This is a genomic window from Mesorhizobium sp. B2-4-7, assembly GCF_006442685.1.
Taxonomy (GTDB): Bacteria; Pseudomonadota; Alphaproteobacteria; order Rhizobiales; family Rhizobiaceae; genus Mesorhizobium.
In genome coordinates this window covers 332827-357630 of the sequence record NZ_VFVH01000001.1, presented here as the reverse complement: position 1 = coordinate 357630, position 24804 = coordinate 332827, and the positions used below count along the sequence as shown (strand labels likewise).

The 24804-nt window shown below is 64.4% G+C and carries 23 protein-coding genes; 9 read left to right on the top strand and 14 right to left on the bottom strand.

The genetic code is table 11. The features are described 5' to 3' along the window. Positions 1 to 43: 43 nt before the first annotated feature. A complete protein-coding gene (locus FJ946_RS01785; RefSeq protein WP_140494518.1) occupies positions 44 to 655 on the bottom strand; it encodes a TIGR00730 family Rossman fold protein in 612 nt (203 codons plus the stop codon). Between the two features lie 128 nt (positions 656 to 783). On the opposite strand from FJ946_RS01785, the gene FJ946_RS01780 reads away from it, so the two are divergent. The 3 genes from FJ946_RS01780 (at position 784) to FJ946_RS01770 (ending at position 4529) form a co-directional block, all read left to right on the top strand. Beyond that, positions 784 to 2151 carry an Ig-like domain-containing protein gene (locus FJ946_RS01780; RefSeq protein WP_140565036.1) on the top strand — a complete coding sequence of 456 codons (1368 nt, stop codon included), beginning with the start codon at positions 784 to 786 and terminating at the stop codon, positions 2149 to 2151. Positions 2152 to 2272: 121 nt separating this feature from the next. Then, positions 2273 to 2620, top strand: coding sequence for a metalloregulator ArsR/SmtB family transcription factor (locus tag FJ946_RS01775; RefSeq protein ID WP_140494514.1), 348 nt, complete (start codon positions 2273 to 2275; stop codon positions 2618 to 2620). 25 nt (positions 2621 to 2645) lie between these two features. Beyond that, entirely contained in the window at positions 2646 to 4529 is a 1884-nt protein-coding gene (locus FJ946_RS01770; protein WP_140494512.1) for an ABC transporter ATP-binding protein/permease, read from the top strand. Between the two features lie 31 nt (positions 4530 to 4560). Here FJ946_RS01770 and FJ946_RS01765 read toward each other — a convergent pair whose 3' ends face one another. Continuing rightward, positions 4561 to 5442: an SMP-30/gluconolactonase/LRE family protein gene (locus FJ946_RS01765; RefSeq protein ID WP_140555771.1), complete on the bottom strand. Its 882-nt coding sequence runs from the start codon at positions 5440 to 5442 to the stop codon at positions 4561 to 4563. 211 nt (positions 5443 to 5653) lie between these two features. On the opposite strand from FJ946_RS01765, the gene FJ946_RS01760 reads away from it, so the two are divergent. Both FJ946_RS01760 and FJ946_RS01755 read left to right on the top strand, forming a co-directional pair. Then, entirely contained in the window at positions 5654 to 6352 is a 699-nt protein-coding gene (locus tag FJ946_RS01760) for a phosphatidylserine decarboxylase (protein ID WP_140494507.1), read from the top strand. 3 nt (positions 6353 to 6355) lie between these two features. Continuing rightward, positions 6356 to 7174 carry a phosphatidylcholine/phosphatidylserine synthase gene (locus FJ946_RS01755; protein WP_140565038.1) on the top strand — a complete coding sequence of 273 codons (819 nt, stop codon included), beginning with the start codon at positions 6356 to 6358 and terminating at the stop codon, positions 7172 to 7174. 101 nt (positions 7175 to 7275) lie between these two features. On the opposite strand, the gene FJ946_RS01750 is transcribed toward FJ946_RS01755, so the two are convergent. After that, positions 7276 to 9498, bottom strand: a complete 2223-nt coding sequence (locus FJ946_RS01750; RefSeq protein ID WP_140565040.1) for an AMP-binding protein — start codon at positions 9496 to 9498, stop codon at positions 7276 to 7278. Positions 9499 to 9634: 136 nt separating this feature from the next. Continuing rightward, a complete protein-coding gene (locus FJ946_RS01745; protein WP_140494501.1) occupies positions 9635 to 10042 on the bottom strand; it encodes a 4-oxalocrotonate tautomerase family protein in 408 nt (135 codons plus the stop codon). A gap of 113 nt (positions 10043 to 10155) precedes the next feature. Between FJ946_RS01745 and FJ946_RS01740 the strand changes: the two genes are divergently transcribed. After that, positions 10156 to 11019 (top strand): LysR substrate-binding domain-containing protein, encoded by an 864-nt coding sequence (locus FJ946_RS01740; RefSeq protein WP_140494499.1) that lies wholly within the window; start codon positions 10156 to 10158, stop codon positions 11017 to 11019. 169 nt (positions 11020 to 11188) lie between these two features. Here FJ946_RS01740 and FJ946_RS01735 read toward each other — a convergent pair whose 3' ends face one another. Both FJ946_RS01735 and FJ946_RS01730 read right to left on the bottom strand, forming a co-directional pair. After that, positions 11189 to 12091 (bottom strand): DMT family transporter, encoded by a 903-nt coding sequence (locus FJ946_RS01735; protein ID WP_140517836.1) that lies wholly within the window; start codon positions 12089 to 12091, stop codon positions 11189 to 11191. A 55-nt stretch (positions 12092 to 12146) separates the two neighbouring features. Further along, positions 12147 to 13034, bottom strand: a complete 888-nt coding sequence (locus tag FJ946_RS01730; protein WP_140565042.1) for a DMT family transporter — start codon at positions 13032 to 13034, stop codon at positions 12147 to 12149. A 322-nt stretch (positions 13035 to 13356) separates the two neighbouring features. Here FJ946_RS01730 and FJ946_RS01725 point away from each other — a divergent pair, with 322 nt between their 5' ends. Continuing rightward, on the top strand, positions 13357 to 13938 hold the full coding sequence (locus tag FJ946_RS01725; RefSeq protein ID WP_140562452.1) for a VOC family protein: 582 nt from the start codon (positions 13357 to 13359) through the stop codon (positions 13936 to 13938). Positions 13939 to 13964: 26 nt separating this feature from the next. Beyond that, on the top strand, positions 13965 to 14852 hold the full coding sequence (locus FJ946_RS01720; protein ID WP_140562450.1) for a glutathione S-transferase family protein: 888 nt from the start codon (positions 13965 to 13967) through the stop codon (positions 14850 to 14852). Positions 14853 to 15005: 153 nt separating this feature from the next. Here the strand turns inward: FJ946_RS01720 and FJ946_RS01715 are convergent, their stop codons facing one another. Further along, positions 15006 to 16517: a peptidase S10 gene (locus FJ946_RS01715; protein ID WP_140562448.1), complete on the bottom strand. Its 1512-nt coding sequence runs from the start codon at positions 16515 to 16517 to the stop codon at positions 15006 to 15008. Positions 16518 to 17034: 517 nt separating this feature from the next. On the opposite strand from FJ946_RS01715, the gene FJ946_RS01710 reads away from it, so the two are divergent. Then, positions 17035 to 17541, top strand: coding sequence for an OsmC family protein (locus tag FJ946_RS01710; RefSeq protein ID WP_140494488.1), 507 nt, complete (start codon positions 17035 to 17037; stop codon positions 17539 to 17541). Between the two features lie 14 nt (positions 17542 to 17555). Here the strand turns inward: FJ946_RS01710 and FJ946_RS01705 are convergent, their stop codons facing one another. The 7 genes from FJ946_RS01705 to FJ946_RS01675 form a co-directional block, all read right to left on the bottom strand. After that, positions 17556 to 17774, bottom strand: coding sequence for a hypothetical protein (locus FJ946_RS01705; protein WP_140494486.1), 219 nt, complete (start codon positions 17772 to 17774; stop codon positions 17556 to 17558). A 149-nt stretch (positions 17775 to 17923) separates the two neighbouring features. Continuing rightward, positions 17924 to 18559 carry a hypothetical protein gene (locus tag FJ946_RS01700; RefSeq protein WP_140555762.1) on the bottom strand — a complete coding sequence of 212 codons (636 nt, stop codon included), beginning with the start codon at positions 18557 to 18559 and terminating at the stop codon, positions 17924 to 17926. Positions 18560 to 18641: 82 nt separating this feature from the next. Further along, complete coding sequence (locus FJ946_RS01695) at positions 18642 to 19397, bottom strand: SDR family NAD(P)-dependent oxidoreductase (protein WP_140565044.1); 756 nt, start codon at positions 19395 to 19397, stop codon at positions 18642 to 18644. Between the two features lie 48 nt (positions 19398 to 19445). After that, positions 19446 to 20915, bottom strand: a complete 1470-nt coding sequence (purF, locus tag FJ946_RS01690) for an amidophosphoribosyltransferase (protein WP_140520658.1) — start codon at positions 20913 to 20915, stop codon at positions 19446 to 19448. Between the two features lie 121 nt (positions 20916 to 21036). Next, positions 21037 to 21708: a CvpA family protein gene (locus FJ946_RS01685; protein WP_140520657.1), complete on the bottom strand. Its 672-nt coding sequence runs from the start codon at positions 21706 to 21708 to the stop codon at positions 21037 to 21039. A 43-nt stretch (positions 21709 to 21751) separates the two neighbouring features. Further along, a complete protein-coding gene (gene radA, locus FJ946_RS01680) occupies positions 21752 to 23155 on the bottom strand; it encodes a DNA repair protein RadA (protein ID WP_140494476.1) in 1404 nt (467 codons plus the stop codon). Positions 23156 to 23242: 87 nt separating this feature from the next. Continuing rightward, entirely contained in the window at positions 23243 to 24733 is a 1491-nt protein-coding gene (locus FJ946_RS01675; protein ID WP_140494474.1) for a replicative DNA helicase, read from the bottom strand. Positions 24734 to 24804: the final 71 nt, after the last annotated feature.

The window sequence follows — 24804 nt, the reverse complement described above, 5'->3', positions numbered from 1 at the left end:
CCGCTACTGCCTTACTCCGCTACTCCCTTACTCCCTTACTCCCCTACATCTTATCTATCACCGACTGCACGCCCTCCGTCGGCGCATCGACCGAGGAGCCTGCCACCATGATGGCGGCGACGATTGCCTCGGGGTCATTGACGACCAGCGGCTTGACCCGCTGTGCGGTGTGAATGAAGCCTTCGGTTGCCATATGGTCGATAAGCGCCAGCATGGGATCCCAGAATCCGCCGACATTGCCGAAGACGATCGGCTTGCGGTGATGGCCAAGTTGCGCCCAGGTCATGACCTCGACGATCTCCTCGACTGTGCCGATGCCGCCCGGCAGCGCCACAAAGGCGTCGGATTTCTCGAACATCTTATGTTTGCGCTCGTGCATGTTTTCGGTGATCACGAGCTCGTCGAGCCGGTCTAGCGCGGTTTCGGTTGCTTCCCTGTTGATCAGGAAGCGGGGAATGATGCCGGTGACCTTGCCGCCGGCCTTGAGCGCGCCTTCAGCGACGGCGCCCATGATACCTTTGGTGCCGCCGCCATAGATCAGCCTGAGGCCGGAGCGCGCAAGCGATCGCCCGAGCAGGTGACCAGCCTTGGCATAGGTTTCATCACGGCCCGGAGACGAGCCGCAATACACGCAGACGGATCGAATCGTATTCATGCCGATGATTGGTGATTGGGTCTGAAAGCGCGGTCAAGCCCTAAGGGCCGAGAAGTCCGGGCTTTTTCTTGTCGGTGATGGTAAAACAGGCTAGACCGGCGTTAGGTGGCTAAGGGGCAGGGAAGTAGATGGCGATCAATCCGTTGAAGGCGTTTCTGTTCGCGGCGGGTGGGACCGTTGCGGTCGCGGGAACCGCCTATGTGTCGGGCGCGCTCGACCCATATTTCAATCGCACGCCGCCGGCGGACGTCGCGGCGCAGGCTCCGCCTGTGGCGCCGAAGCCGGCCAATCCGGGCACGGAAGCGCGGCTGCCGCAGGCTGCGGCACCGTCCGCTCCCACCTCTGAGGCAACCGCGCCTGCCGTCGCGGGTCCGATCGCCCCGACCTTCGACGTGGTGCGCGTTGAAGGCGATGGTTCGATCGTCGTCGCCGGCAATGCCGCGCCCAATTCAAAGGTCGAGATCCTCAACGGTTCGACCGTGATCGGCTCGACGGTCGCCGGTCCGGATGGCGCCTTCGTCATCGTGCTCGATGATCCGCTGAAGCCTGGTGACTATACGATTGCCTTGCGCTCCACCGCCGGCGATGTCGCGACCGCTTCCGCCCAGACGGCCGTCGTCTCCATTCCCGCCAATGCGAGCGGCCAGGTGCTGGCCATGGTCGAGGAACCGGGCAAGCCGGCCGAACTGCTGACCGTGCCCCAGCCGCAGACAACACCGGAAGCGCCTGCAGCCGCGGCTCCGGCGCCAGGCGCGTCCGCCGCCATCGAAGCAACGCCTGCTCCTGCGGCGCCGACAACGCCGCCCGCGCCATCCGTGGCCGAACCCAAGATCGTTGTCGAAGCGGTCGAGATTGACGGCAGCAAGATCTTTGTCGCCGGCCTCGCCGACCCGGGCCGCAAGGTGCGCGCCTATGCCAACGACATCCTGCTTGGCGAAGCGCAGACATCGCCGAATGGCCATTTCCTGGTTGAGGCGAGGCGCGACGTACCGGTCGGCAGTTACACCATCCGTGTCGATGGCCTCGATGCCGACGGGGTGAAGGTGGTGGCCCGCGCCGCCGTACCGTTCGAGCGCGAACCGGGCGAGGCGGTCGCCGCCGTGGCGCCTGCTGGATCCAAGGCGGCCGATGCAAAGTCTGCCGAACCGTCGGCTGCCGCTGAAGCGCCCGCCAACCCGGCGGAACCGGCTCCGGCCGATGCAGTGGCCACGCCGCCTTCCGATGTGGCCGAGACTGTTTCACCTAAGCTCGAACATGCCAACGGCGCCGTGATCATCCGCCGTCACGACACGCTGTGGCGGATTTCGCGGCGCGTTTACGGTTATGGCATGCGCTACTCGACAATCTATCTCGCCAACCAGGACCAGATCCGCAATCCCGACCGCATCTGGCCGGGACAGGTGTTCAAGGTCCCGCCACGGTCTAAGGAAGGCGAGGCCGCCGACCTCAAGGCGATGGGTGACCAGATGACGACGCATTCGGCGAAGACGGAGTAGGCAAGCGTCAGCGGGGCGGCTGCAAGCCGTTCCGAAGCCGATCCTTCGCAGCCCTCCGCCTGCAATCTCCCCATCCGGCCAGCTTGCCTCGTCACTGTTCATCGTCTATCGCCGATGAACGATGACCGAATCCCTGCCTGAACCGGACCGCGCGACGAGCGCGCCAACCTCTTGCACCACCGACAGCCACTCCATCGCGGCCCGCTTCGCCGCGCTCTCGCACCCTGCGCGCATCGAGATCCTGAAACGCCTGTCCGCCAGCGGTTTCTGCTGCTGTCGGGACGTTGTCGACCATCTCGATCTCGCCCAGTCGACCGTCTCGCAGCATCTGAAGATCCTGGTCGAGGCGGGGCTGGTGCGCTTCGCGCCTGACCGCCAGCGCTCGCGCTACGAGGTGGACCAAGCCGCGCTTGCCGGCGTGTCGGCTTCGTTGAGCGCGCTCGTCGTTTCCTGCTCGACCAGCCGCTGACCCTCTCACCCAAAAGGCAAGAAAAGTGGCCGAAAAAACCGTCTCCGCCGATTCCCCGACCTTCAAGACGCTGCTTAACCTCTGGCCCTATATGTGGCCGGCGGATCGTGCCGATCTGCGGGCGCGCGTCACCTGGGCGACAATTCTGCTGGTGGTTGCCAAGCTGACATTGGTCGCGGGACCCTATTTCTTCAAATGGGCGACCGACGCCTTGGCCGGTGACGGCAGATCGACGCCGCCGCTGCCCGCCTTCCTGCTCGCCCCAGTCATGTTGGTTGTCGCCTACAATGTCGTGCGGCTCGTGCAACTCGGCTTCAACCAGTTGCGCGACGCGCTGTTTGCCCGCGTCGGCCAGTACGCGGTGCGCCAGCTTGCCTTCCGCACCTTCGTCCACATGCACCAGTTGTCCCTGCGCTTCCATCTCGAACGGCGCACCGGCGGCTTGTCGCGCATTATCGAGCGCGGCACCAAGGGCATCGAGACGATCGTGCGCTTCATCATGCTCAACACGGCGCCGACCATCCTCGAATTCGCGCTGACCACGGGCATCTTCGCCTACACCTATGGCTGGAAATACGTAGCCGTGGTGGCGGTCACCGTCTGGCTCTATGTCTGGTTCACGGTTCGCGCCAGCGACTGGCGCATTTCGATCCGCCGCGACATGAACGACAGCGACACCGACGCCAACACCAAGGCGATCGACTCTCTGCTCAATTTCGAGACGGTCAAATATTTCAACAACGAGGCCATGGAGGCCGAGCGCTTCGACCGCTCCATGGCGCGCTACGAGATGTCGGCGACGAGAATCTGGACGTCGCTCGGCTGGCTGAATTTCGGCCAGGGCGTCATCTATGGGCTGGGCACGGTCATCGTGATGTGCATGTCCGCGCTCGAAGTGCAACGTGGCACGCAGACCGTCGGTGATTTCGTCTTCATCAACGCCATGCTGATGCAGCTCTCGGTGCCGCTCAATTTCATCGGCTTCATCTACCGCGAGATTCGCCAGGGCCTCACCGATATCGAGCAGATGTTCGACCTGCTCGACGTGCCGCAGGAGATCGTCGACAAATCTGATGCCAGGCCGCTCGCGATCGAGGCCGGCAAGGTCGAATTCCGTGACGTGCATTTCTCCTACGACCCGAACCGCAAGATCCTGAAAGGCATCAGCTTCGAGGTGCCGGCCGGCAAGACCGTCGCCATCGTCGGTCCTTCGGGCGCGGGCAAGTCGACCATCTCGCGGCTGCTGTTCCGCTTCTACGACATCCAGTCGGGCCAGGTGCTGATCGACGGCCAGGATGTCAGGGAGGTGACGCAGGAGAGCCTGCGCGCGGCGATCGGCATGGTGCCTCAGGACACCGTGCTGTTCAACGACACCATCGCCTACAACATCCGCTACGGCCGCATCGGCGCCAGCGAGGAGGAGGTGCGCAAGGCGGCCGAACTCGCCCAGATCGGCCCCTTCATCGAGCGGCTGCCCGAGGGTTACCGCTCGATGGTCGGCGAGCGCGGGCTGAAGCTTTCCGGCGGCGAGAAGCAGCGCGTGGCGATTGCCCGCACCATCCTCAAGGCGCCGCCAATCCTGATGCTCGATGAGGCGACTTCGGCGCTGGACAGCCATACCGAACAGGAAATCCAGGCCGCGCTCGACCTGGTCAGCCGGGGCCGCACCACCATCGTCATCGCCCACCGGCTGTCGACGGTGATCACGGCCGACGAAATCATCGTGCTCAAGGACGGCCAGATCGCCGAACGCGGTACACATGCCGATCTGATGCGCAAGCACGGGCTTTACGCCTCGATGTGGGACCGCCAGCGCGAGGCGACCGAAGCCGAGGAGCGTCTGCGCATCGCCCGCGAAAGCGACGAACTGGGTGTGGTGGTGCGCAGGCGCACGTCGGAGCTGTCGTAGCGGCGTTGGCTATCTCCGTCGCTTTCGCCAATCAGCGTGTGACCGAAATGTAAGACGGCCATCCCGCGCCAGGCGAGGAAACAGCGACGCCCAGCACCTGACCAGTGCGGGCGTCGCTTGTCATGTGGTCGAAGCCGCGCCACTCGGCTGCGGTGATGAACAGCGTCCTGCCGTCGACACCGCCCAGCATGCAGGCGAAGCAGCCGCGATCGGCGGTCACGGTCTGCATCACTTCACCGCCTTCGCGTACCTGCGCACAGCGCTTGTTGGGAACATCCGCGTACCAGACCGCCCCTTCGGCATCGAGGCAGATGCCATCGGGATAGCCGTCGACATCGGCCCACACCCGCCGATTAGCCAGAGTGCCGTCGGCGGCTATGTCGAAGGCGGTCAGCCGGTTGGAGTGGGACTCGGCAATGATCAGCGTCCTGTTGTCCGGGGTCACAGCCATGCCATTGGCAAACGCGATATTCCCAGCCACTTGCATGGCCGTCCCGTCCGGCGTGATCAGCACGATCGTGCCCGGGCCGAAATGCTGGCCGGGTGCCGGCGCCGGGCCGCCGCCATTGACATAGATATTGCCGCGCCCATCGACGACGATCTCGTTCCAGGGGCTTTTCGAAAGGTCGCGCAGATCGGCATGGGTGACGAGCCTGCCATCCACCTCCTGCCTTAGCAGCAGGCCTTCGCGGCCTGAAATCACGAGCAACCTGCCATCCGGCAGCCAGTCGATGGAGTAGGGCAGGACCGCTGGCACGGTGAGCATCACCCTGCTCTTGCCCTCGTCGCTCACGGCGACGATCTCTCCGGTACCCCAGTTGCAGAGCCACAGGCGTCCCTCATGCCAACGCGGCGATTCCCCGAAAGCGAGGCCCTTGGCGATAATCTTGGCGTTCTCGGCAACGGATGACATTGCTGGCTCCTTGGCTGCGTGACCCACGTCACCGTTCCGAAGGCGTCGCGGGGCACTGTCCTGCCAAGGACGGGCGAGCGTATGGCTTGCCGACATGGCGGCCGACAATTCTAAAAGGCTACTGCGCGCCCCTCCTTCCCCATTGTCGCGTTGCGGGCAGAGGGTGTTTCGGTTATTGAGGCCGAACCTGAAACAGGGACTGCCCCATCCCATGAGCCTTGTCGATACGGTCAAGAACGCGTTCGTACCGATCCATCGCGAGGGCTATCCGTTCATCGCCGCCTTTGGCGCGGGCACGCTTTTCCTCGGCTATTTCTCCTCGATCCTGTTCTGGATCGGGCTCATCCTCACCGCCTGGTGCGCCTATTTCTTCCGCGATCCCGAGCGGGTGACGCCGGTCGACGACCGTCTGGTGGTGAGCCCCGCCGACGGCGTCATCTCGGCGGTCGGCCCGGCCGTGCCGCCGCGCGAGCTTGGCCTCGGCAATACCGAAATGACCCGGATATCGGTGTTCATGAACGTCTTTTCCTGCCACGTGAACCGCGCCCCGGTGCGCGGCAAGATTTCCCGCATCGAGCATCGGCCCGGAAAATTCCTCAATGCCGAACTCGACAAGGCAAGCACCGAGAACGAGCGCAACGGGCTGGTCATCGACAGCCCCAACGGCACCGTCGCGGCGGTGCAGATCGCCGGCCTCGTGGCGCGGCGCATCGTCTGCTGGGCCGAGACCGGCGGCTCGATCGCCATCGGCGAGCGTTTCGGCCTGATCCGCTTCGGTTCGCGCGTCGATGTCTTCCTGCCGGAGGCGGCGACACCACGCGTGGCCGTCGGCCAGACGGCCGTCGCCGGCGAAACGGTGCTGGCGGAATTCGGCGGTATCGCCGCCACGCCTCTCGTGCGGATCTCCTGACCGGTGGGCGCGCCGTTCAAGAAATTCGAGGCGCATGCCAGCGGCGGCCCGCGCATCCGCGAAATCCCGATGCGCATGGTGCTGCCCAATCTGGTTACGGTGCTCGCCATCTGTGCCGGCTTGTCCGGCATCCGCTTCGCTTTCGAGAACCGCTTCGAGCCCGCGGTGGTCATGGTGCTGCTCGCCGCGTTCCTCGACGGCATAGACGGCCGGTTGGCGCGAATGCTGAAGGCAACGTCGAAATTCGGCGCGCAGATGGATTCGCTGGCCGACATCGTCAATTTCGGCGTCGCGCCCGCGCTGGTGCTTTACGCTTTCCTGCTCGACCGCGCGGGATCGCCGGGTTGGATTGCCGCCCTTTTGTTCACCATCGCCTGCGGCATGCGGCTCGCCCGCTTCAATGTTCTTGACGAGGAAAAGGCCGAGCGGCCGGCATGGCAGACCGAATATTTCGTTGGGGTACCGGCGCCGGCGGGCGCCGTGCTGGTGATGCTGCCGCTTTATCTGTATTTCCTGCGGCTTGGAATGGAGCCCGGCCGCCCGGCCGCCTTCATCGCCACCGGCTTCACCATACTGGTCGCCTTCCTGCTGGTCAGCCGTTTGCCGGTCTATTCGGGAAAGAGCGTCAAGGTGCCGGGTGACAAGGTATTGCCGGTCATCCTGGGGGTCGTGCTCTACATCCTGCTCTTGATGACCTATCCCTGGTACACGCTGACGGCCTCCGTCGCCGGTTATCTCCTCTTCCTGCCGTTCAGCGTGCGTGCCTATTCGAAGCGCGCCAGGCTGGAAGGCGAGCAGGTGCCGCCTTCGGATATAGGATAACGCTGTTATCCCTCTTTGAAGGCGACAGAGGGTGCATTGAACGCCAACGCTTTGCGCCCGGGCCTGCGATTTAGGCGAGACGACCCTTCAGGCCGTTTCGCCTACGCCGCCGCACTCAGCCCCAGACGATCGATGGCCAGTCTGCGGGCCGACACGTAGTCGGTCTTGCCCGAGCCCAGCGCCGGGATCTCTTCCACCTTGACGATGTCGTTGGGCACCATCAGTTCGGCCGCCCCGGCCTTCTTGCCGAATTGGCGCAGTTCCTCGGCACTCGCATCGTCGGCGGTGGTCACCAGCACGATGCGCTCGCCGCGCCGTTTGTCGGGCACCGCCACGGCGGCATGGCGCTCTTCCGGCCACAGCGACTCCACCAGCATCTCGACCGCACCCAGCGACACCATCTCGCCGGCGATCTTGGCGAAACGCTTGGCCCGGCCGCGAATGGTGATGAAGCCCTCGCGGTCGACCGAGACGATGTCGCCGGTGTCGTGCCAGCCCTCGAGCCGCTGCAATTCGCCCGGTCGGTCGGCGGTCATGTAGCCCATCATCATATTCGGGCCGTCGAGCCACAGACGGCCGGCGCCATCGATGCCGTCGACGGGTTCGAGCTTCATGCGGATGGCCGGCAGCAGCCGCCCGACGGTGCCGTCGCGGCTATGGATGGCGGTGTTGACGGCAACCACGGGCGCGGCCTCGGTCAGCCCAAAGCCTTCGATGATCTCGGCCTGGAAACGCTCGCGATAGGTGCGGCGGGTTTCCGGCTTCACCGCTTCGGCGCCGGCGACGACGAAGCGCAGGCTGGAAAAATCGCCGTCCTTGGCGGTGCGCGCGTAATTGGCGAGGAAAGTGTCGGTGCCGAACATGACCGTCGGCTTCACCTTACGGGCGATCTCGGGGATGATCTTGTAGTGGAGAGGCGAGGGGTAGAGGAACAACTTTACGCCTGTGACCAGCGGCAGGATGGTGCCGCCCGTCAGCCCGAAGGAGTGGAACACAGGCAATACGTTGAGCAGGATATCGGCCGGCGAGATGGTGATACGGGCTTCCGCCTGCATGGCGTTGGCGTAAAGGTTCTTGTGCGACAGCACCACCGCCTTCGGCGTGCCTTCCGAACCGGAGGTGAACAGGATGACCGCGGGTTTGGCTGCGTCCTGGCGCTGCAGCGGCCAGCGCCACAGCAAGGCGGCGGTAAGCTTTTCCAGCGCCGTCACGCTTGCGCGTGTATCCTCCAGCCAGAGAAATTTCGCGCCGCCCTTTTCGACCGCCGTCACGATATCGCCGAGGTCGGCCTTCTCGATGAAGGCGCGGGAGGAGACGACCGTGCGGATCACCGCCGTGCGGATGGCGGCGGTGACGCTGGCCGGACCCGCGGTGTAGTTGATCATCGCGGCCACCCGACCGGCCGAGAGCAGCCCGACCAGGGACAGCACCACGCCATTGGCGTTGGGCAGGAGCAGGCCGACCGCTTCGCCGGGCGCCGTCACCGCCTCGAAACGCCTGCCCAGCACGCGCGCGCCGATGAACAGTTTTCGATAGCTGAGCGCGCCCGAGACGACGTCCTCGATGATCGGATGGGATGCGCCGACCCTGGTTGCGGCATCACGCATGGCCAGGAACAGGCCGCGATCGAGATCGGCGGCTGCGAAGCGCGCCTCGGCGAAGCGGTCGAACAGCGCGTTGGTGTTCGAGGCCTGGTCGGGAATGCGCGCCACCAGCTCGGCGATGGTCATTGGTTCCAATGCGCTGATCGACAGGCGAGGGAACCAGCGCCTTGGCGCGATGCTGGCCGGCGTCAGCGAGACAGGAAGGTCGCGGGCGCCGCCGACGAAGATCGGCACGATGCGGGCGTCGGCCTGCATGGCGATGCGGGTGACAGCGCGAAACAGCCGGAACGACTTGACGTCGGGCTCGACCGCGTCCGGCAGGTAGACGGCAAGCCGGCCCTTGCCCTTCAGCACGCGCACCAGCCTGCGGCTGACGAAGACGTGTTCGGCGTTGAAGGCGATGGTGCGGCCAAGCTCGCGCCACGGCTCTAGCCATGGTGCCCTGGCCGAGGCTCCGTCGAGGATGTGCAGCGTGTCGTCAGGCAGCAGCGACAGCATCAGCGCCGGTTCGAAGTGCGACTGATGTGAGATGACATAGATGACTGGCGCCGCCGCATCGCGCGCGATTGCCATGCGGCTGTCGCTGATCCGGTACGCGAGCTTGAACGGCACGTAGAGCAGCGCCTGGGCAAAGCGCAGGCCGAGGCGGAACTTTTCCACTACCCCGATCAGCAGCCAGGCCACGACCAGACCCGCAAGCAGCGCCAGTGTCAGGATCATGCCGCGTCTCTCCCAACGTTCCTTGCACCTCGGCTCTGCGGCCGCTTCGGCAAGAACCTAGACGATGTGCGGGCAAGGTCAATGCGCAAGGGCCTCTTGCCGCCTCTCACGAAGGGAAGGGCAAAAGCGGCATCCTTTACGCCGCCTTCAGTCTCCCGCTGATGAAGCGGAATTCCTGCGTTTTGCCGCCATAACCGTAGGCGGCGGCCGGCACTTCGTGGACGAAGGCGTAGCTTTCTTCGTGCACGGACCCGAGCAGGCGCCCGAAGGCGGCGAAGATCGCCTTGAGATAGGCTTCCAGCTCGAGCTTGGTGTTGGTGCCGTCGACCACCTTGATGTCGAGCCAGAACGTATTGGTCCCATGCTCGGCCAGCGACGTGCCGCCGGCGAACCAGTGCTGCGGATCGAGATAGGAGACGGCAACCGCCGTTATGGTCGGATCCTTGCGAAGGTGCGTGGCGGTGAGTTCGGTCGCCTCCTTGGCGATCCTGGCGGACAGCGTGGCGTCGGGCTTCCCGGTGACGCTGACGTTGATGATGGGCATTGTCCTTCTCCTTGGTTCTGGCGGCCTCTGTCAGCCGATGATGCAACCCTGTCACCAACCAGGAAACATGAAAATCGAATTGTTTTCAGAGAATACTTCGATAATATCGAATTATGAAAACGCTCGATCCCGACCTCTTGAGGACATTCCTCGCCTTCGCCGACGGCGGCTCGCTGGCGCAGGCGGCCTCTATCGTCGGCCGTTCACCGTCGGCTGTGACGGCGCAGATGCAGCGGCTGGAAGAGGCTGTCGGCGAACCGCTCCTGGCGCCGCAGGGCAGGGGCCGCAGCCTGACGCCGACCGGTGAGGAGCTTGTCGGCCATGCCCGGCGTATCCTTGCAGCGCATCGTGAAGCCTGGCTCGGCCTGAAGGGCGCAAGGGCCGACGGACGCATCGCGATCGGTACGACGCAGGATTTCGCCGACAGCGGCTTGCCCGATTTGCTGCGTGCCTTCGCCGAAAGCCATCCGCGCGTCAGGATCGAGCTGCGCGTCGGCCGCTCCGCCGAGCTGGCGCAAGCCCTTCAGGGCGGTAGCCTGGATCTGGCGATCGTTATGCGGCAGGCGGCGACGCCGGACGAAATCGGCCTGCTGCGCGAGCCGATGATGTGGCTGTGTTCGCAAAAAGGGCTGGCTGCGCGACAGGACGAATTGCCGCTTGCGCTGCTCGATCCGCATTGCGGCTTCCGCGAAGCGGCGATCTCGGCGCTCGATTCGGCCGGCCGGCGCTATCGCGTTGCGGCCGGCAGCGCGAGCCTGGCCGGCCTGCGCACGGCGGTCAAGGCCGGCATTGCGCTGACGCTGCGCACCGCGCGCTTTGCCCATTCCGGCATCGTCGAAGCACCGCGCACGTTCGACCTGCCGCCCGTGCCCGTTGCCGAATTCGCCATCCGGCTGCGCGCCGATACCGAGAACCCGGCGCGGGATTTGGCCGCACTGCTCGGCGCCGGCCTGGCTGTGCCAGGACTTTTTGGCTGACAGCTGCCTGTCTTCAGGCGTGGGGCCAAAGAAAAAGCCGACCTTGCGGTCGGCTTGGAGTAGGACGGACCGAGGGGTTTGGGGGGACTCGGGGGGTGGTCCGTCGGCTCAACAATGCCTGAACCGGATGATGGTTCCGTGACTGCGCAAATTTTTTTGGGCTCGGCTTTCACAACGGCCCTGGCGCTTGTTGCTGCTTTGCCGACAGCCAGTCGCGGCCGGCATGGGCAAAGACCGCGCAAAGCACGATTGCGCCGCCGATCATGCTGGCCATGGGCGGTATCTCGGCCAGGAAAAGGAAGGCAAACAGGATCGCGAACGGCACTTCGGCAGAGCCGAGCAGGCCGGATTCAGCCGCCGGGATGAGCCTCGCGCCTTCCGTCCACAGGATCGAGGAGAGTGCGAAGCTCGAGCCGAAGGCGACGAGCAGCACGGCATCCCTTGCCGAGACGGCAAGCGGGTCGGTGACGAACCAGCCGAGTATGAACAACAGCAGGGCCGAGACCGCGCCTGCCCAGACCGCCGGCGTGTCGCGGAAGGCGCGCACCATGATCATGTAGAGCGCGCTGCCGATCGTCATCAGCAGCGCCAGCCCGTCTCCGAACAGATTGCCTGTGCCGAAGCTCGACCAGACCATGACCGCAACGCCGCAAAGCGAGACGGCGGCGGCTAACATCGTCTGAAGACGGAAGGGCTCGCGCACCAGCAGGAAGGCGAGCAGCGCGGCAATGAAAGGCGACGTCGCGTAGATGACCGTGACATTGGCGACGAAGGTGAATTTGAAGGCGCAGATGAAGGCAATGCTGGCCAGCGCGCCTTCCACCGCCAGCAGCCAGCCGCGCCAGCCGAGCCGCAGCGTCTCGCGGTTGCCGGAGCGGTGGCGGCGCCACAGCACATAGAGGCTGATCAGGATCGAGCCGACGAAACCGCGCCAGCAGGTGATGGTCAGCGGATCGGCATGGATCGATTTGGTCAGCACGCCGGTCAATCCGAACACCGCCGCCGACGACGACACCAGGATGATGCCAAGTGTCCGTTCTGCGGTGTCGGTGGCGGCTGCTACATCGGTCATGAAAGCCAATTTACGTGGTTCTGTCCTGACATCGTAGTGTCAGCAATCTGGACCGTCACAGCCGTTTGCGAAAATGCTCGCCGCCGACGATCAGCAGCCCTGCGGTGATGATGAGAGCAGCGCCGAAAAACACTTCGCGACGCGGCACGTCGCCCCAGATGGCGAAGCCGAGCGCGAAGGCCCACAACAGCGAAGTGTATTCCAGCGGCGCGATGATCGAGGCCGGCGTCCGTTTCATGCCTTCGAAGAGAAGATACTGCGCCAAGCCGCCGAGCGCGCCGACGCTGGCAAGCAGAAGCAGTTCGCTCCAGCCAGGCGTCTGCCACCAAAGCAGCGCGGGCACCGCCGAGAATATCAGGAAATAGAAATTGTTGAGCATGAGCTGGATCATCGAGCGCTCGGCAAGTGCTGTCTTGCGCAACAGCACGATGGCGATGCCCCACAGGAAAGCGGCGGCCAGCACCAGCAGCACCGGCACGGACAGCCCGAGATGGGCAGGGTCACAGGCGACAAAGACGCCGGCGAAGCCGATTGCCACCGCCAGCCAGCGCAGCATTGGCACTTTTTCGCCAAGCATCACCACCGAAAGCACGGTGACGATGATCGGGGCCGCGTAATAGACGGTGGTCAGTTCGGCGAGCTGCAGGCTGCGCGCGGCATTGTAATAACAAAGCCACGCCGCCAGGGTGAAGACGCTGCGCAACAGCATCGGCCACACGATCGGCGACCGCGCCGTCTCCGCATAGAGATGCCGTCCGCCGATCGCCGCGCAGGCGGTCAGTATGGTGATGCTGCGGAAGAACAGGATCTGCCAGACGCTCATGCCGGCTACCAGCAGCTTGATGGAAGCGTCCTGCGTCGAAAAAAGCAAATAGGCGGCGCCGGTCAGGAGGATACCGGCGAGAACCCTTTCGCGTGTTTCGAGAATGGCGACATCGGCCATGCGACAAGCGGCCTTGTGTGAAAACGGCTCCGGCCCCTGTCGGCTCCGCTCCCGCCAGCTATAGGGGCGAAACCTTGCATGGCGCTGCTCCAGCGCCGTGCTTGCGTTGGGGCAGGGCCGATCCCGGATGCGGCTTCTGGCGCGGCGCGACTGATTGGTTTAGCATCGTCTCACAAAGCCGGCGCGTAAGGTTCGGCGAGCCAAGGGAACGGCGCGGATCAGGAAGCCAGCGCTCGCATAAGAGACGCCATTCGCATCATGGCGGCGGGCTGACAGCCGGCACTTACGGATATCGAAACGCCGACATCAGGGGGAGAACGCAATGCAGAAACTGCAATCGCAAGGCGTCCATCACATCACGCTGGTCGGCGCCGGTCGCCAGACGTCGATCGATTTCTGGGAAGGCGTGCTGGGCATGCCATTCATTTTCGAGCAACCCAACCTCGACAAGGCAGCCGAAAGCCATCTCTATTTCGATCCGGGCGACGGGCGGCTGATCACCATCTTTACCGACGAGACCCGCACGCCGGCAAAGCGCCGCACGCCGACCGACACGGGCTGCGTCCACCACATCGCCTTTGCCGTATCGCGCGTCACCTTCCTGCAGGCGGTCGCCCGGCTTGACGAGCGCGCCATCAAGCACAGTGGCGTCAAGGACCGCGGTTTCATGGATTCGATCTATTTCGAGGATCCGCTTGGGCTGCTGATCGAACTTGCTTCCTACCGTTTCGAGCCGCCGGCCGGCTTTGGCCATGCCGACGTGCTGATGGAAGCGCACAAGCTCCGCGTCGCGCGTGGCGACTACAACATCGCCGAGGCGCATCTGGCCGACGCCATCCAGGCGCTGGTCGAGCGCTCGCGCGCGACATTGTCGGCCGACAGGGCGCCGCGCAATCCATATTGATTTTGAATAAACAAAGGGAGGAACAGATGGCAAAGACAGCGACGAAGGGTGCGAGGAGGCCGGCAGCCAAGGCGACACCAAAGGCTATGGCAAAACCAGCAGCAAAAGCTTCAACCAAGCCGGTGCCAAAAATATCGGCAAAGCCTTCGGCCAAGGCGGCGTCAAAAGCAGCAACCGCCGGCAAAACCGCGTCCAGGACCAAGGGGAAATCGGCGAAGAACCCCGCCCTGATGATCAGCATGCTGAAGCCCAGCGTCAACAACATGACGGTTCGGGTGTTTGCCCGCGCCGCCGGGCTGGACCATGCCGAGGCCGACGCCTGGGGCAGCACGCGTTCGCCCGAATTCATGGCGCGCAACCCGGCCCATCTGACTCCGATGATCGAGGACAAGGGCCTGCCGCGAGGGGTGCTTTGGGAAAGCTGCGCCATCATGCAGTATCTCGCCAACAAGCACGGGCTGGAGAAATTCTACCCCAAGGCGCCTGCCAAGCGGGCGATGATCGACAGCGCCATGTTCTACCTGATCGGCACGCTCTATCCCTATGTGGCGCGCGCCACCTATCCGGCGCTCGGTTTCCCGCAATACGCCGGAGAGGTCGGCCACAGCGACGCTCATCCCGACAGGAAGGCCGAGGCGCAGAAGGCGGCGATCGCCGCCATCTCCGAACCGCTGGAGGTGTTCCACTCCTTCTTCAGGGACGGCAAGCCCTTCATTGGAGGCAAGAACCCGTCTATCGCCGACATCCGCCTGGCGGCGACACTCGAATTTCTCGCCGTCATCGACTATGCCCTGCCCGAATGGGCCAGCGACTACATGGCCGCGATGGAGAAGAAGCTCGGCAAGGCCTATGCAGACCCGGCCAGCGACGTGCGCGGCTACATTGCCCATGTGAAGTCACAGCCACGGGTGTGAGATCGCTTCGGCGCCGCAGGCCGGTTGAAGGCAGCCGGCGGCCAAGATGAACTGCGATGTCCTTCGCGGCTCCTTTGCCTGGAGGACAGAGGAGCGAACTGTCCCGCCAGCGTATCGCGGACTGCCCGTCACTCCGGTGTTTCCAAGCGACGCTTACTGCGTCGCTTGGTAAAGCTCCGCCGCCGCTGCCTTGAGCGCCCGCCTTCCGTCCGGCCTGAAATACATCATGTGTCCTCCGTCCAGCACATCGACGCGGATGGGCTTTGCACCGGCGAGCGTCGGTACCTGGTTCACCAGATAGCGAGATGCCAGATAGGGCGTGACGAGGTCGGTGTAGCCGTTGACGATGACGACGCCGAGCGCGGGATTAAGCGAGCGCGCCCGCTGCAGATCGTTCATCACGCCGGCATAGCCCTGCCGCGATGTGCCGTAGTCCCAATTGCGGCTGATCTCGCCATTGAGCAGCCGGTAGCTGACATCGGTGTGGTAGTTCAATTCGTCGCGGGCATAGCCGACAAAAGCCGAGGTCAATGCTGGAACGCTGCGGTCGAGCACAGGATCGGGTCCGGCGGTGCGAGCGCTTTCAGGAGCGATGTCGGCCGTGCCGATCATGGCGTCATAGGGGCTGAGCACCTTGCTTTTCGAGCGGGCAAACTCCCTCGCGAAAAGGCTGGTCGGTATACGCGCGAAATTCCGCTGCACGAGGTCGAGGGGCAGGCCGGTGATCTCGGCCACCCGCTGGCTCGCCAGCCGCCCGCCTTGCTCCAGCCCGCTGGCCAGCGCCGTGAGGTAGTCGCCAAGCGCATAGCGCTCGACCGCGGCCAACTGCGCCCGCAGCGCCTCGCCGGTAACGCCGTCGGCACTGAGCCGCACCGACGCCAGCGAGGGGAGTTCGAGAGCCCAGTGCAGCGGCTCGAATTCGTCGGGTTGCACCAGCATGAATTCCAGCGCCGGCGAGATCAGCACGATGCCGCTCGGGCTAAGGCCGACATCTTCCTGCAAAGTCCTGGCGAGCAGCGCCGCGCGAAACCCGCCATAGCTTTCCCCGGCCAGGAAAAGCGGCGAGCCGCTGCGGCCGTTCTGGGCCAGATAGAGCCGGATGAAGGCGCCGATCGAGCTGGCGTCCTGGTTGACGCCCCAGAAGTCGTGGGTGTTCTGCCCGGGAGCCTCGCGGCTGTAGCCGGTGCCGACCGGATCGACAAAGACGAGGTCGGTCATGTCGAGCCAGCTGTCCGGATTGTCGATGATCTTTTGCGGCGGCGGCAGGAATTCGCCATCGGCTCCGGTCGTGATGATGCGCGGACCGAGCGCACCGAGATGCAGATAGGCGGAAGCCGCCCCGGGGCCGCCATTGAAGACGAAGGTAATGGGGCGTGGTGCCGTTTTTGCCGCGTCGGCCGGTGGCCGCAGCGTATAGGCGACATAAAAGATCTCCGCCGTGACGTCGGCCTTGCCTGAAAGCAGCGACAGCGTGCCGGTCTTGGCCTGATAGTCCAGCTTGCGTCCGGCAACCGTGATCGAATGGCTGGTGACCTGCGGCGGCGGCAGCAGCGACAGCACACCGCCGGTCGGCGCCGGCCTCTCCGGCGTTTCAGCCAGCACAGGCTGTGCGAAGGCAGCAAGCATCAGCAGGATGAGAGAGATCAGTTTCAACTTGAACGGCATGACGCCTCCGCGAGAACGCTTGTCGCATAGCTATAGCCGATGCGATCGAAGTCAAAGGAAAGGCTTGTCCGGCTGAAGACGGATCGCCCGCCATCAAGCAACGAATCCGGGTCAGCGGGTTCCGTGCAAGCCTTCTCGACGCGCTATTGAGAGAGCATTGAATGAAAAAAACCGCCTGTACGGCGGGTCCGTGGCGCAACTCAGCACCATAACCAGAAATGTACCATAGCTGCCTTCACCCTGTCAAGAAAAAATTCCTATCAGGAGAGACCGTTGGCACACCCGACTGCCCATCGCCAGCCTTGTTGACCCGAGTCGGTCACCAGAAAATGGGACGACGGCACTCGCACGGCTCAGACGGTCTTTGAGACCTCGTCCGTCAATGTCCATTTGGGATAGTGATTGCGCGCCTGTGTCCCAACGCGATGATTATGTTTGCTTTCCGGTGTGATCGGGTCAAATCTCGGTGGGTTGACGCATGCCAGCGCCAGAAACGATCGTCGAAAGGGGCAGCGAAATGGACGCCACCGCACTGAAGGCCATGCAGGCGCCGCTGAAAGAGACCTATCGCGATGATGCTTCGCGCGCGCTCATCACGCTCAGGGCCAGAGGCAGTCTCGATGACCAGTCGATCGCCTGCAAGGTCGAGACGGGCAGGGCTCTCGCGATTGCCGGTCTGCATCCCGCAACCGGCGGCTCGGGGCTCGAGCTTTGCTCGGGCGACATGCTGCTGGAGGCACTTGTGGCCTGCGCCGGCGTGACGCTCAAGGCGGTGGCGACGGCGCTCGAATTCAAGCTCGGCGCCGCCACGGTCGAGGCCGAAGGCGACCTTGATTTTCGCGGCACGCTTGGCGTTGCCAAGGATGCGCCGGTCGGTTTTCGCGCCATCAGGCTGAATTTCAGTCTCGACACCGATGAGCCGCAGGAGCGCATCGATTCCTTGCTGAAGCTGACCGAACGCTACTGCGTGGTGTTCCAGACCATCAACCAGAAGCCGGAACTGACGGTCAGCGCACGGCGCTGACGCCGCATCGCGCCTTACTGCGCTGCCGGTTCCTCCGCGTCGCCCTCATCGGTGAAGGGTGACGCGCTCGGCACGCATTGCAGCGACCAGCCGGTCGGGGCCGGCTGCTTCTGGTATTCGGTGATGGCGGCGGTGCATTGTTCGCGCTTGTCGAACGTGCTGGGCAACACGACCATGCCGCCTTGCGGGCCGGCGATTACCAGGTACCAGACCAACGCTACGCTCGAAGCCATGGGAATTTCCTTGCTCTGCCCAGCCGGGGCTTGTTGTGGGAATCTATGCGATCCTATCAACTCTGCGGAAATGACGAAAGCATGACCGCGACTCAGCTTTCCGCCGCCACATCACAGCCGCGTGATGTGGCGGGGCGGGCGAGGTCTGGTCAATTCGTTGCGAAACAATAGAACAGGCCGTCGCCGCCGGTGCCTTTCAGCGCCTCCTGGCCGCAGCCGCCGCGCGAAGCATGCGAAGAGTTCCAGGATTTGGCGGCAGCTGAATCGTCGAGCCCGGTGCGGTCGTGATGGCCCATCATGGCTGCCCCTTCCGTGCCGCTCATCGTCCAGTCACCGCAGGTCTGGTCGGCGATCCTGGTGCCGTCGGGTTTCGAGCCGGTCAGCATATCGTGGCGGTTCGGCGTGTCGCCGCGGCCGTTGACCATCTCGCCTTTCTCGGTGAGCGCCGTCTGCTTGGTGATGCCGTTGGCATCGCCGTGCAGCGAGGCGACGTCGTCGGCTATCTTGACGCCCTTGGCATTCACCCACGGTCCCTTGCCGATGCGGTCGCGCGCATCCTCGGTGCTGGTCGACAGATATGCGGCCCAGGTCTTGCCGGTGACGCCGGCTGCTTCCGCCAGCGAGGCGCAATGCGCGTCGGCGCCCTTCAGGCCGCCGAGGTCTGCCCCTTTGCCCGAGCCGACGCTGGTGACGAAGAAGCTCATCTTGGCATCTTGTGACAAGGCTGTGCCGGCGGCCAAGGCTGAGGCAATGGCGGTGGCGGCGATGAGAATAAGTCTGCGCATGTCGGTCCTCCGGGTTTGAGCTTCGAATGTACATTCGAGGAACGCCGCCCGGAGCCGAATTCTTCCGATAAAAAAGATGCGGCTATTCCGGCTGTCGGTAGGCGACGAAACGGTTGTGCTTGGCCTGGAAGATCAATCCTGTCTCTTTCAGATCGGGGCTTGCCAGCGGCACGATGCGTTTGGCGATCTCGGAGGGATGCGGCAGCGTTTCCGGGTCCTCGCCGGGCACGGCCTGCGCGCGCATCGCGGTGCGGGTGGCCCCCGGATCGGCGGCATTGACGCGCAAGGGCAGGCTCTGCGTCTCATGTGCCCAGGAGCGCATCATCGTCTCGACCGCCGCCTTGGAAGCCGCGTAGGGCGCCCAGAAGGCGCGCGCCGAGTGAGCAGCGTTGGACGACAGGATGATGGCCCGGCCGGCGTCGGAGAGCCGCAGCAGTGGGTCGACCGAGCGGATCAGCCGCCAGGTCGAGGTGACGTTGATGGTCATCACCTTCTCGAAGGTCTTCGCCTCGACATGGCCGATCGGCGAGATCACGCCGAGCACGCCCGCATTGGCGACGAGAATGTCGAGCTTGCCCCACCGCTCATGGATGGCGCCGCCCAGGCGGTCGATGCCGGCCATGTCGGCAAGGTCGAGCGGCACCAGCGTCGCTTCGCCCTTGCCGGTTTTGGCGCGCTCGGCCTTGATCTGGTCGTCGAGTTCTTCCAGCCCGCCCACGGTGCGCGCCGCGGCAATGACGTGGGCGCCGGCGGCAGCCAGTTCCCTGGCGATGAAGTAACCGATGCCGCGCGAGGCGCCGGTGACGACCGCAACGCGGCCGGAAAGGTCGAAGGTCATGCGATAGATTCCGGAAATATGGCTATGGCAACTGGCAGTGCGGCAATCCTATGCGCCGCTCGTCGCCAGCAGCGACAGCGTGCGCACATTGTCGTGGCCTTCGAAGTCGAGCAGGCGGGTCGGATACTGGCCGGTGAAGCAGGCGTCGCAGAATTGCGGCTGCTCGTTGTCGCGGTTGGCCTCGCCGACGGCGCGATAGAGTCCGTCGATCGACAGGAAGCCGAGCGAATCGACGCGGATGAATTCGGCCATCTCCTCGATCGACATACGTGATGCCAAAAGCTTCGATTTTTCCGGCGTATCGACGCCGTAGAAGCAGGAGGCGCTGGTCGGCGGCGAGGCGATGCGCATATGCACTTCCTTGGCGCCGGCGTCTCGCACCATCTGCACGATCTTCTGGCTGGTGGTGCCGCGCACGATGGAATCGTCGACCAGCACGACGCGCTTGCCCTCGATCATGCGGCGGTTGGCGTTGTGCTTCAGCTTGACGCCCATGTGGCGGATCGAATCGCCGGGCTGGATGAAGGTGCGGCCGACATAGTGGTTGCGGATGATGCCGAGCTCGAAGGGGATGCCCGCGGCTTGCGAAAAGCCGATTGCCGCCGGCGTGCCGGAATCCGGCACCGGCACGACGATGTCGGCCTCGACGGGATTTTCCTGCGCGAGTTCCGCGCCGATGCGCTTGCGCACCTCGTAGACGTTGCGGCCTTCGACCGAAGAGTCCGGGCGTGCGAAATAGACATATTCGAAGATGCAGAAGCGGGTTTTCTGCGGCTCGAACGGGAACAGGCTCTCGATGCCCTTGGAGGTAACGACGACCATCTCGCCTGGCTTCAGGTCGCGCACGAAACGCGCGCCGATGATGTCCAGCGCGCAGGTTTCGGAGGCCAGGATCCAGGCACCGTCGAGGTCACCCAGTACCAGCGGGCGGATGCCGAGCGGGTCACGGCAACCGATCATCTTCTTGGCCGTCATCGCCACCAGCGAAAAGGCGCCCTCGACCTGGCGCACCGCATCGATGAAGCGCGAGTTGAGATCGCGCTCCTTACTGGTGGCGACGAGGTGCAGAAGCGTCTCGGTGTCGGAGGTCGAGGAGAAGATCGCGCCCTGCTTCTGCAGCGCGCGCTGCACGGTCATGGCGTTGGTCAGATTGCCGTTATGGGCCACGGCAAAACCGCCATCGGCCAGTTCGGCGAAGAAGGGCTGGATGTTGCGCATGCCGGCCCCGCCGGTCGTGGCGTAGCGCGTGTGGCCGATGGCGCGATTGCCTTGCAGGCTGTCGATGACGCGCTGCTTGGTGAAGGTGTCGCCGATCAGGCCGACATGGCGTTCGACATGGAACTGGGTGCCGTCGTAGGAGACGATGCCGGCCGCTTCCTGGCCGCGATGCTGCAGCGCGTGCAGGCCGAGCGTGACGATGGCCGCCGCGTCCTGCCGGCCGAAAATGCCGAATACGCCGCATTCGTCGTGGAAGTGATCATCAGCTTCCGCGGAAAGCACGTCGTCTGCGTCTGCCATGGGGCTCAAGCTCCGCTAAAGTCGCCATATAAGGCGACAGCGCCGTGAAAGCAACGCGTCCGGCGATGGTTCACGATCATCGTCAGTCTTGGACGCCTGTTCCGCGGCGCCCGATCACTCATCAATTCGCCGGCGCAGCCGGGGCCGGATTGGCCGGCGCGTTGTCCGCTGGAGGCGTTCCGGCATCGCTGTCGTCAGGAGCCGGCGCATTGGTATCGTCCCCTCCCGCCGGAGCATCCGGGGAAGGTGCATCCGGTGCGGCGGGCGTTTCGGCGGCCGGCTGATTCGGATTGAGCTTCTTGAGGATGGCGTTTTCCGGATCCTCGGGCAGCAGGCTTTCAAGCTTGGCGCCGATCTGTTCCAGCAGCGGCCGCGACTTGGCCTCCGTGACCCAGGCCGGTGCCTTGGCGCCGGCCAGCCAATTGAAGAACAGCAGGGCCACGGCAACCACCAGAATGCCGCGGGCGGCGCCATAGAGGAAGCCGAGCGTGCGGTCGAGCGCGCCGATGCGGGAATCGATGATCCAGTCGGCGAGCTTCATGGTGATGACGCTGACGACGATCAAAGCGATGATGAAGACGACGCCGGCGGAGGCCGCCATGGCGATCTTTTCATTGTCGATGTAGGGTTTCAGGTAGGGCAGCACGGGCTTGTAGAAAAAGAACGCCGCCGCGGCTGCCGCCGCCCAGGACACGATGGACAGGACCTCGCGTGAAAAGCCGCGAACCATGGCGAGCATCGCCGAGACCAGGGTGAAGCCGACGAGAATTCCGTCAAGCAGCGTTATCGGCATCTTTGTCGCCCCACTCCCTGTCGCTCACCACCAGGTGAGCCCGTCATTCTTCGTCGTTGGCGCGGCTGCGCCGTGAGCCGGCTATGCGCGCCACGAGGTCGGCGAGCTCGGTGGGCTGGAAAGCGCCGGCCCCGATTCCTCCGGCAAGTTCCTCGCTGCCCAAGGGCAGAACCGCGCTTGCGAAACCCAGCTTTTCGGCCTCCTTGAGACGCTGCTGCGCATGCGCAACCGGCCTCACGGCGCCAGAAAGGCTGATTTCGCCGAAATAGACGCAATCGGCGGGAAGGGCAAGACCGGTGAGCGAGGAAACCAGTGCGGCCGCCACCGCCACGTCGGCCGCGGGCTCGGAAATGCGGTAGCCGCCGGCTACGTTCAGATAGACGTCCTGTTGGCCGAAGCGCACGCCGCAATGCGCCTCGAGCACCGCCAGGATCATCGACAGCCGGGCGCCGTCCCAGCCAACGACGGCGCGGCGCGGCGTGCCGAGCGAGGAGGGCGCGACCAGCGCCTGGATTTCGACCAGCACCGGCCTTGTGCCTTCCATGCCGGCGAAAACCGCCGCTCCCGGCGATTTCGCGTGGCGCTCGCCGAGGAACAGCTCGGACGGATTGGCAACCTCGCGCAGCCCCTTGTCCGACATTTCGAAGACGCCGATCTCGTCGGTCGGCCCGAAACGGTTCTTGACGGTGCGCAGTATACGGTAGTGATGGCCGCCTTCGCCCTCGAAATAGAGCACGGCGTCGACCATGTGCTCGACGACGCGCGGGCCGGCGATCTGGCCTTCCTTGGTGACATGGCCGACGAGCACGATCGCAGCACCCGTGGATTTCGCATAGCGGATCATCGCCTGGGCGGCCGCACGCACCTGGGTGACGGTGCCGGGCGCCGAATCGGCGAGGTCGGTCCACAGCGTCTGGATCGAATCGAGGATCACCAGGTCCGGCCGCTTGCCGTCGGCGATCGTGGCAAGGATATCCTCGACATTGGTCTCGGCCGCAAGCTCGACCGGTGTGGAAGCGACGCCGAGGCGCTGCGCGCGCAGCCTGATCTGGGCGACCGCCTCCTCACCCGAGACATAGACGATGCGGTGGCCCCTCGAGGCAAGGGCAGCAGCAGCCTGGGTGAGCAGCGTCGACTTGCCGATACCGGGATCGCCGCCGACCAGCAGCGCCGAGCCGCGCACGAAGCCGCCGCCCGTGGCGCGGTCGAGCTCACCGATGCCCGACACGATGCGCGGCGCGTCCTCGATATCGCCGGAAAGCGTGGTCAGCACCACCGCGCGGCCCTTGCGGGCGTTGCGCGTATTGGCCGGCCCGGAACCGATGCCGCCGGACGTACCTTCCTCGACCAGCGTGTTCCATTCGCCGCAGGCGTCGCATTTTCCGGCCCAGCGCTGATGCACCGATCCGCAGTTCTGGCAGATGAACTGGACGCGGGATTTAGCCATTAGCGAGGCCTGCTTCGGGATCGCCGATGCTGGATAGGTGGGCGGGACAGAGGGGGTTTGACGGAGCGTGACGGTGAGTCAAAAAAGCTACTCAAACCTTTCCGCGATATGATGTTCCTCCGCCAGATCCGAGAAGCGGGTAAATTCGCCGTGGAAGGCTAGCGTGACCGTGCCCGTCGGTCCGTGACGCTGCTTGGCCACGATCACCTCGGCCTTGCCGCGCATCTCGTTCATCTCGTTTTCCCACTTGATGTACTCGTCGGTGCCGAGCTTCGGCTCGCGGTTCTTGAGGTAGTATTCCTCGCGGTAGACGAAGATCACGACGTCGGCGTCCTGCTCGATCGAGCCGGATTCGCGCAAGTCCGAGAGCTGCGGGCGCTTGTCGTCGCGGCTTTCAACCTGTCGCGAGAGCTGCGACAGCGCGATGATCGGCACCGCGAGCTCCTTGGCCAGTGCCTTGAGGCCGGTGGTGATCTCGGTGATTTCCTGCACGCGGTTCTGCGAGGCCCTGGCGCTGGAGCCCTGCATCAGCTGGATATAGTCGATGACGATGAGGTCGAGGCCGCGCTGGCGCTTCAGGCGCCGGGCGCGGGCCGAGAGCTGGGCGATCGAGATGCCGCCGGTCTGGTCGATGAACAGCGGAATCTTCTGCATGGTCTGCGAACAGGCGACCAGCTTTTCGAAGTCCATTTCGGTAATCTCGCCGCGGCGGATCTTCGAGGAGGAGATTTCCGTCTGTTCGGAGATGATACGGGTCGCGAGCTGTTCCGACGACATTTCGAGCGAGAAGAAGCCGACGACACCGCCATTCGCCGCCTTGAACGACCCGTCGGCCTGCTGCGCCGGCACATAGGCCTCGGCGACGTTGAAAGCGATGTTGGTGGCGAGCGACGTCTTGCCCATGCCCGGACGGCCGGCAAGGACGATCAGATCGGACGATTGCAGGCCGCCCATGCGGCGGTCGAGGTCGCGCATGCCGGTGGCCAGCCCCGACAGGTGGCCGTCGCGCATGTAGGCGGCGTTGGCCATGTCGACCGCGGTCTTGACCGCGTCGGTGAAGCTCTCGAAGCCGCCGTCATAGCGTCCGGTTTCGGCCAGCTCGAACAGGCGCCGTTCGGCATCCTCGATCTGCTCGGACGGCGACATGTCGACCGGCGCGTCATAGGCGATGTTGACCATGTCCTCGCCGACGGTGATCAGGGCGCGACGCGTCGCAAGGTCATAGATGGCGCGACCGTAATCTGCGGCGTTGACGACCGTGACGGCTTCGACCGCCAGGCGCACGACATATTGTGCTACCGTCATGTCGCCGACCTTCTCGTCGGCCGGCAGGAAGGTCTTCAGCGTGATCGGCGTTGCCACCTTGCCCATGCGAATGAGCTCTGCCGCGATCTCGAAGATCTTGCGATGCAGGGGTTCGTAAAAGTGGCTGGCCTTCAGGAAGTCGGAGACGCGATAGAAGGCATCGTTGTTGACCAGGATCGCGCCGAGCAGCGCCTGTTCCGCCTCGATGTTGTTCGGCGCCTCGCGATAGAGCGGTTGCTCCGCCACGCCGAATTTCCGCGCTGCCTCTGCCATGATGTCCCCGATTTCGATCCCGGTCTCTCGATATCAGAATCGGAAAATTGAGTGCTGACTTATCTGCAACA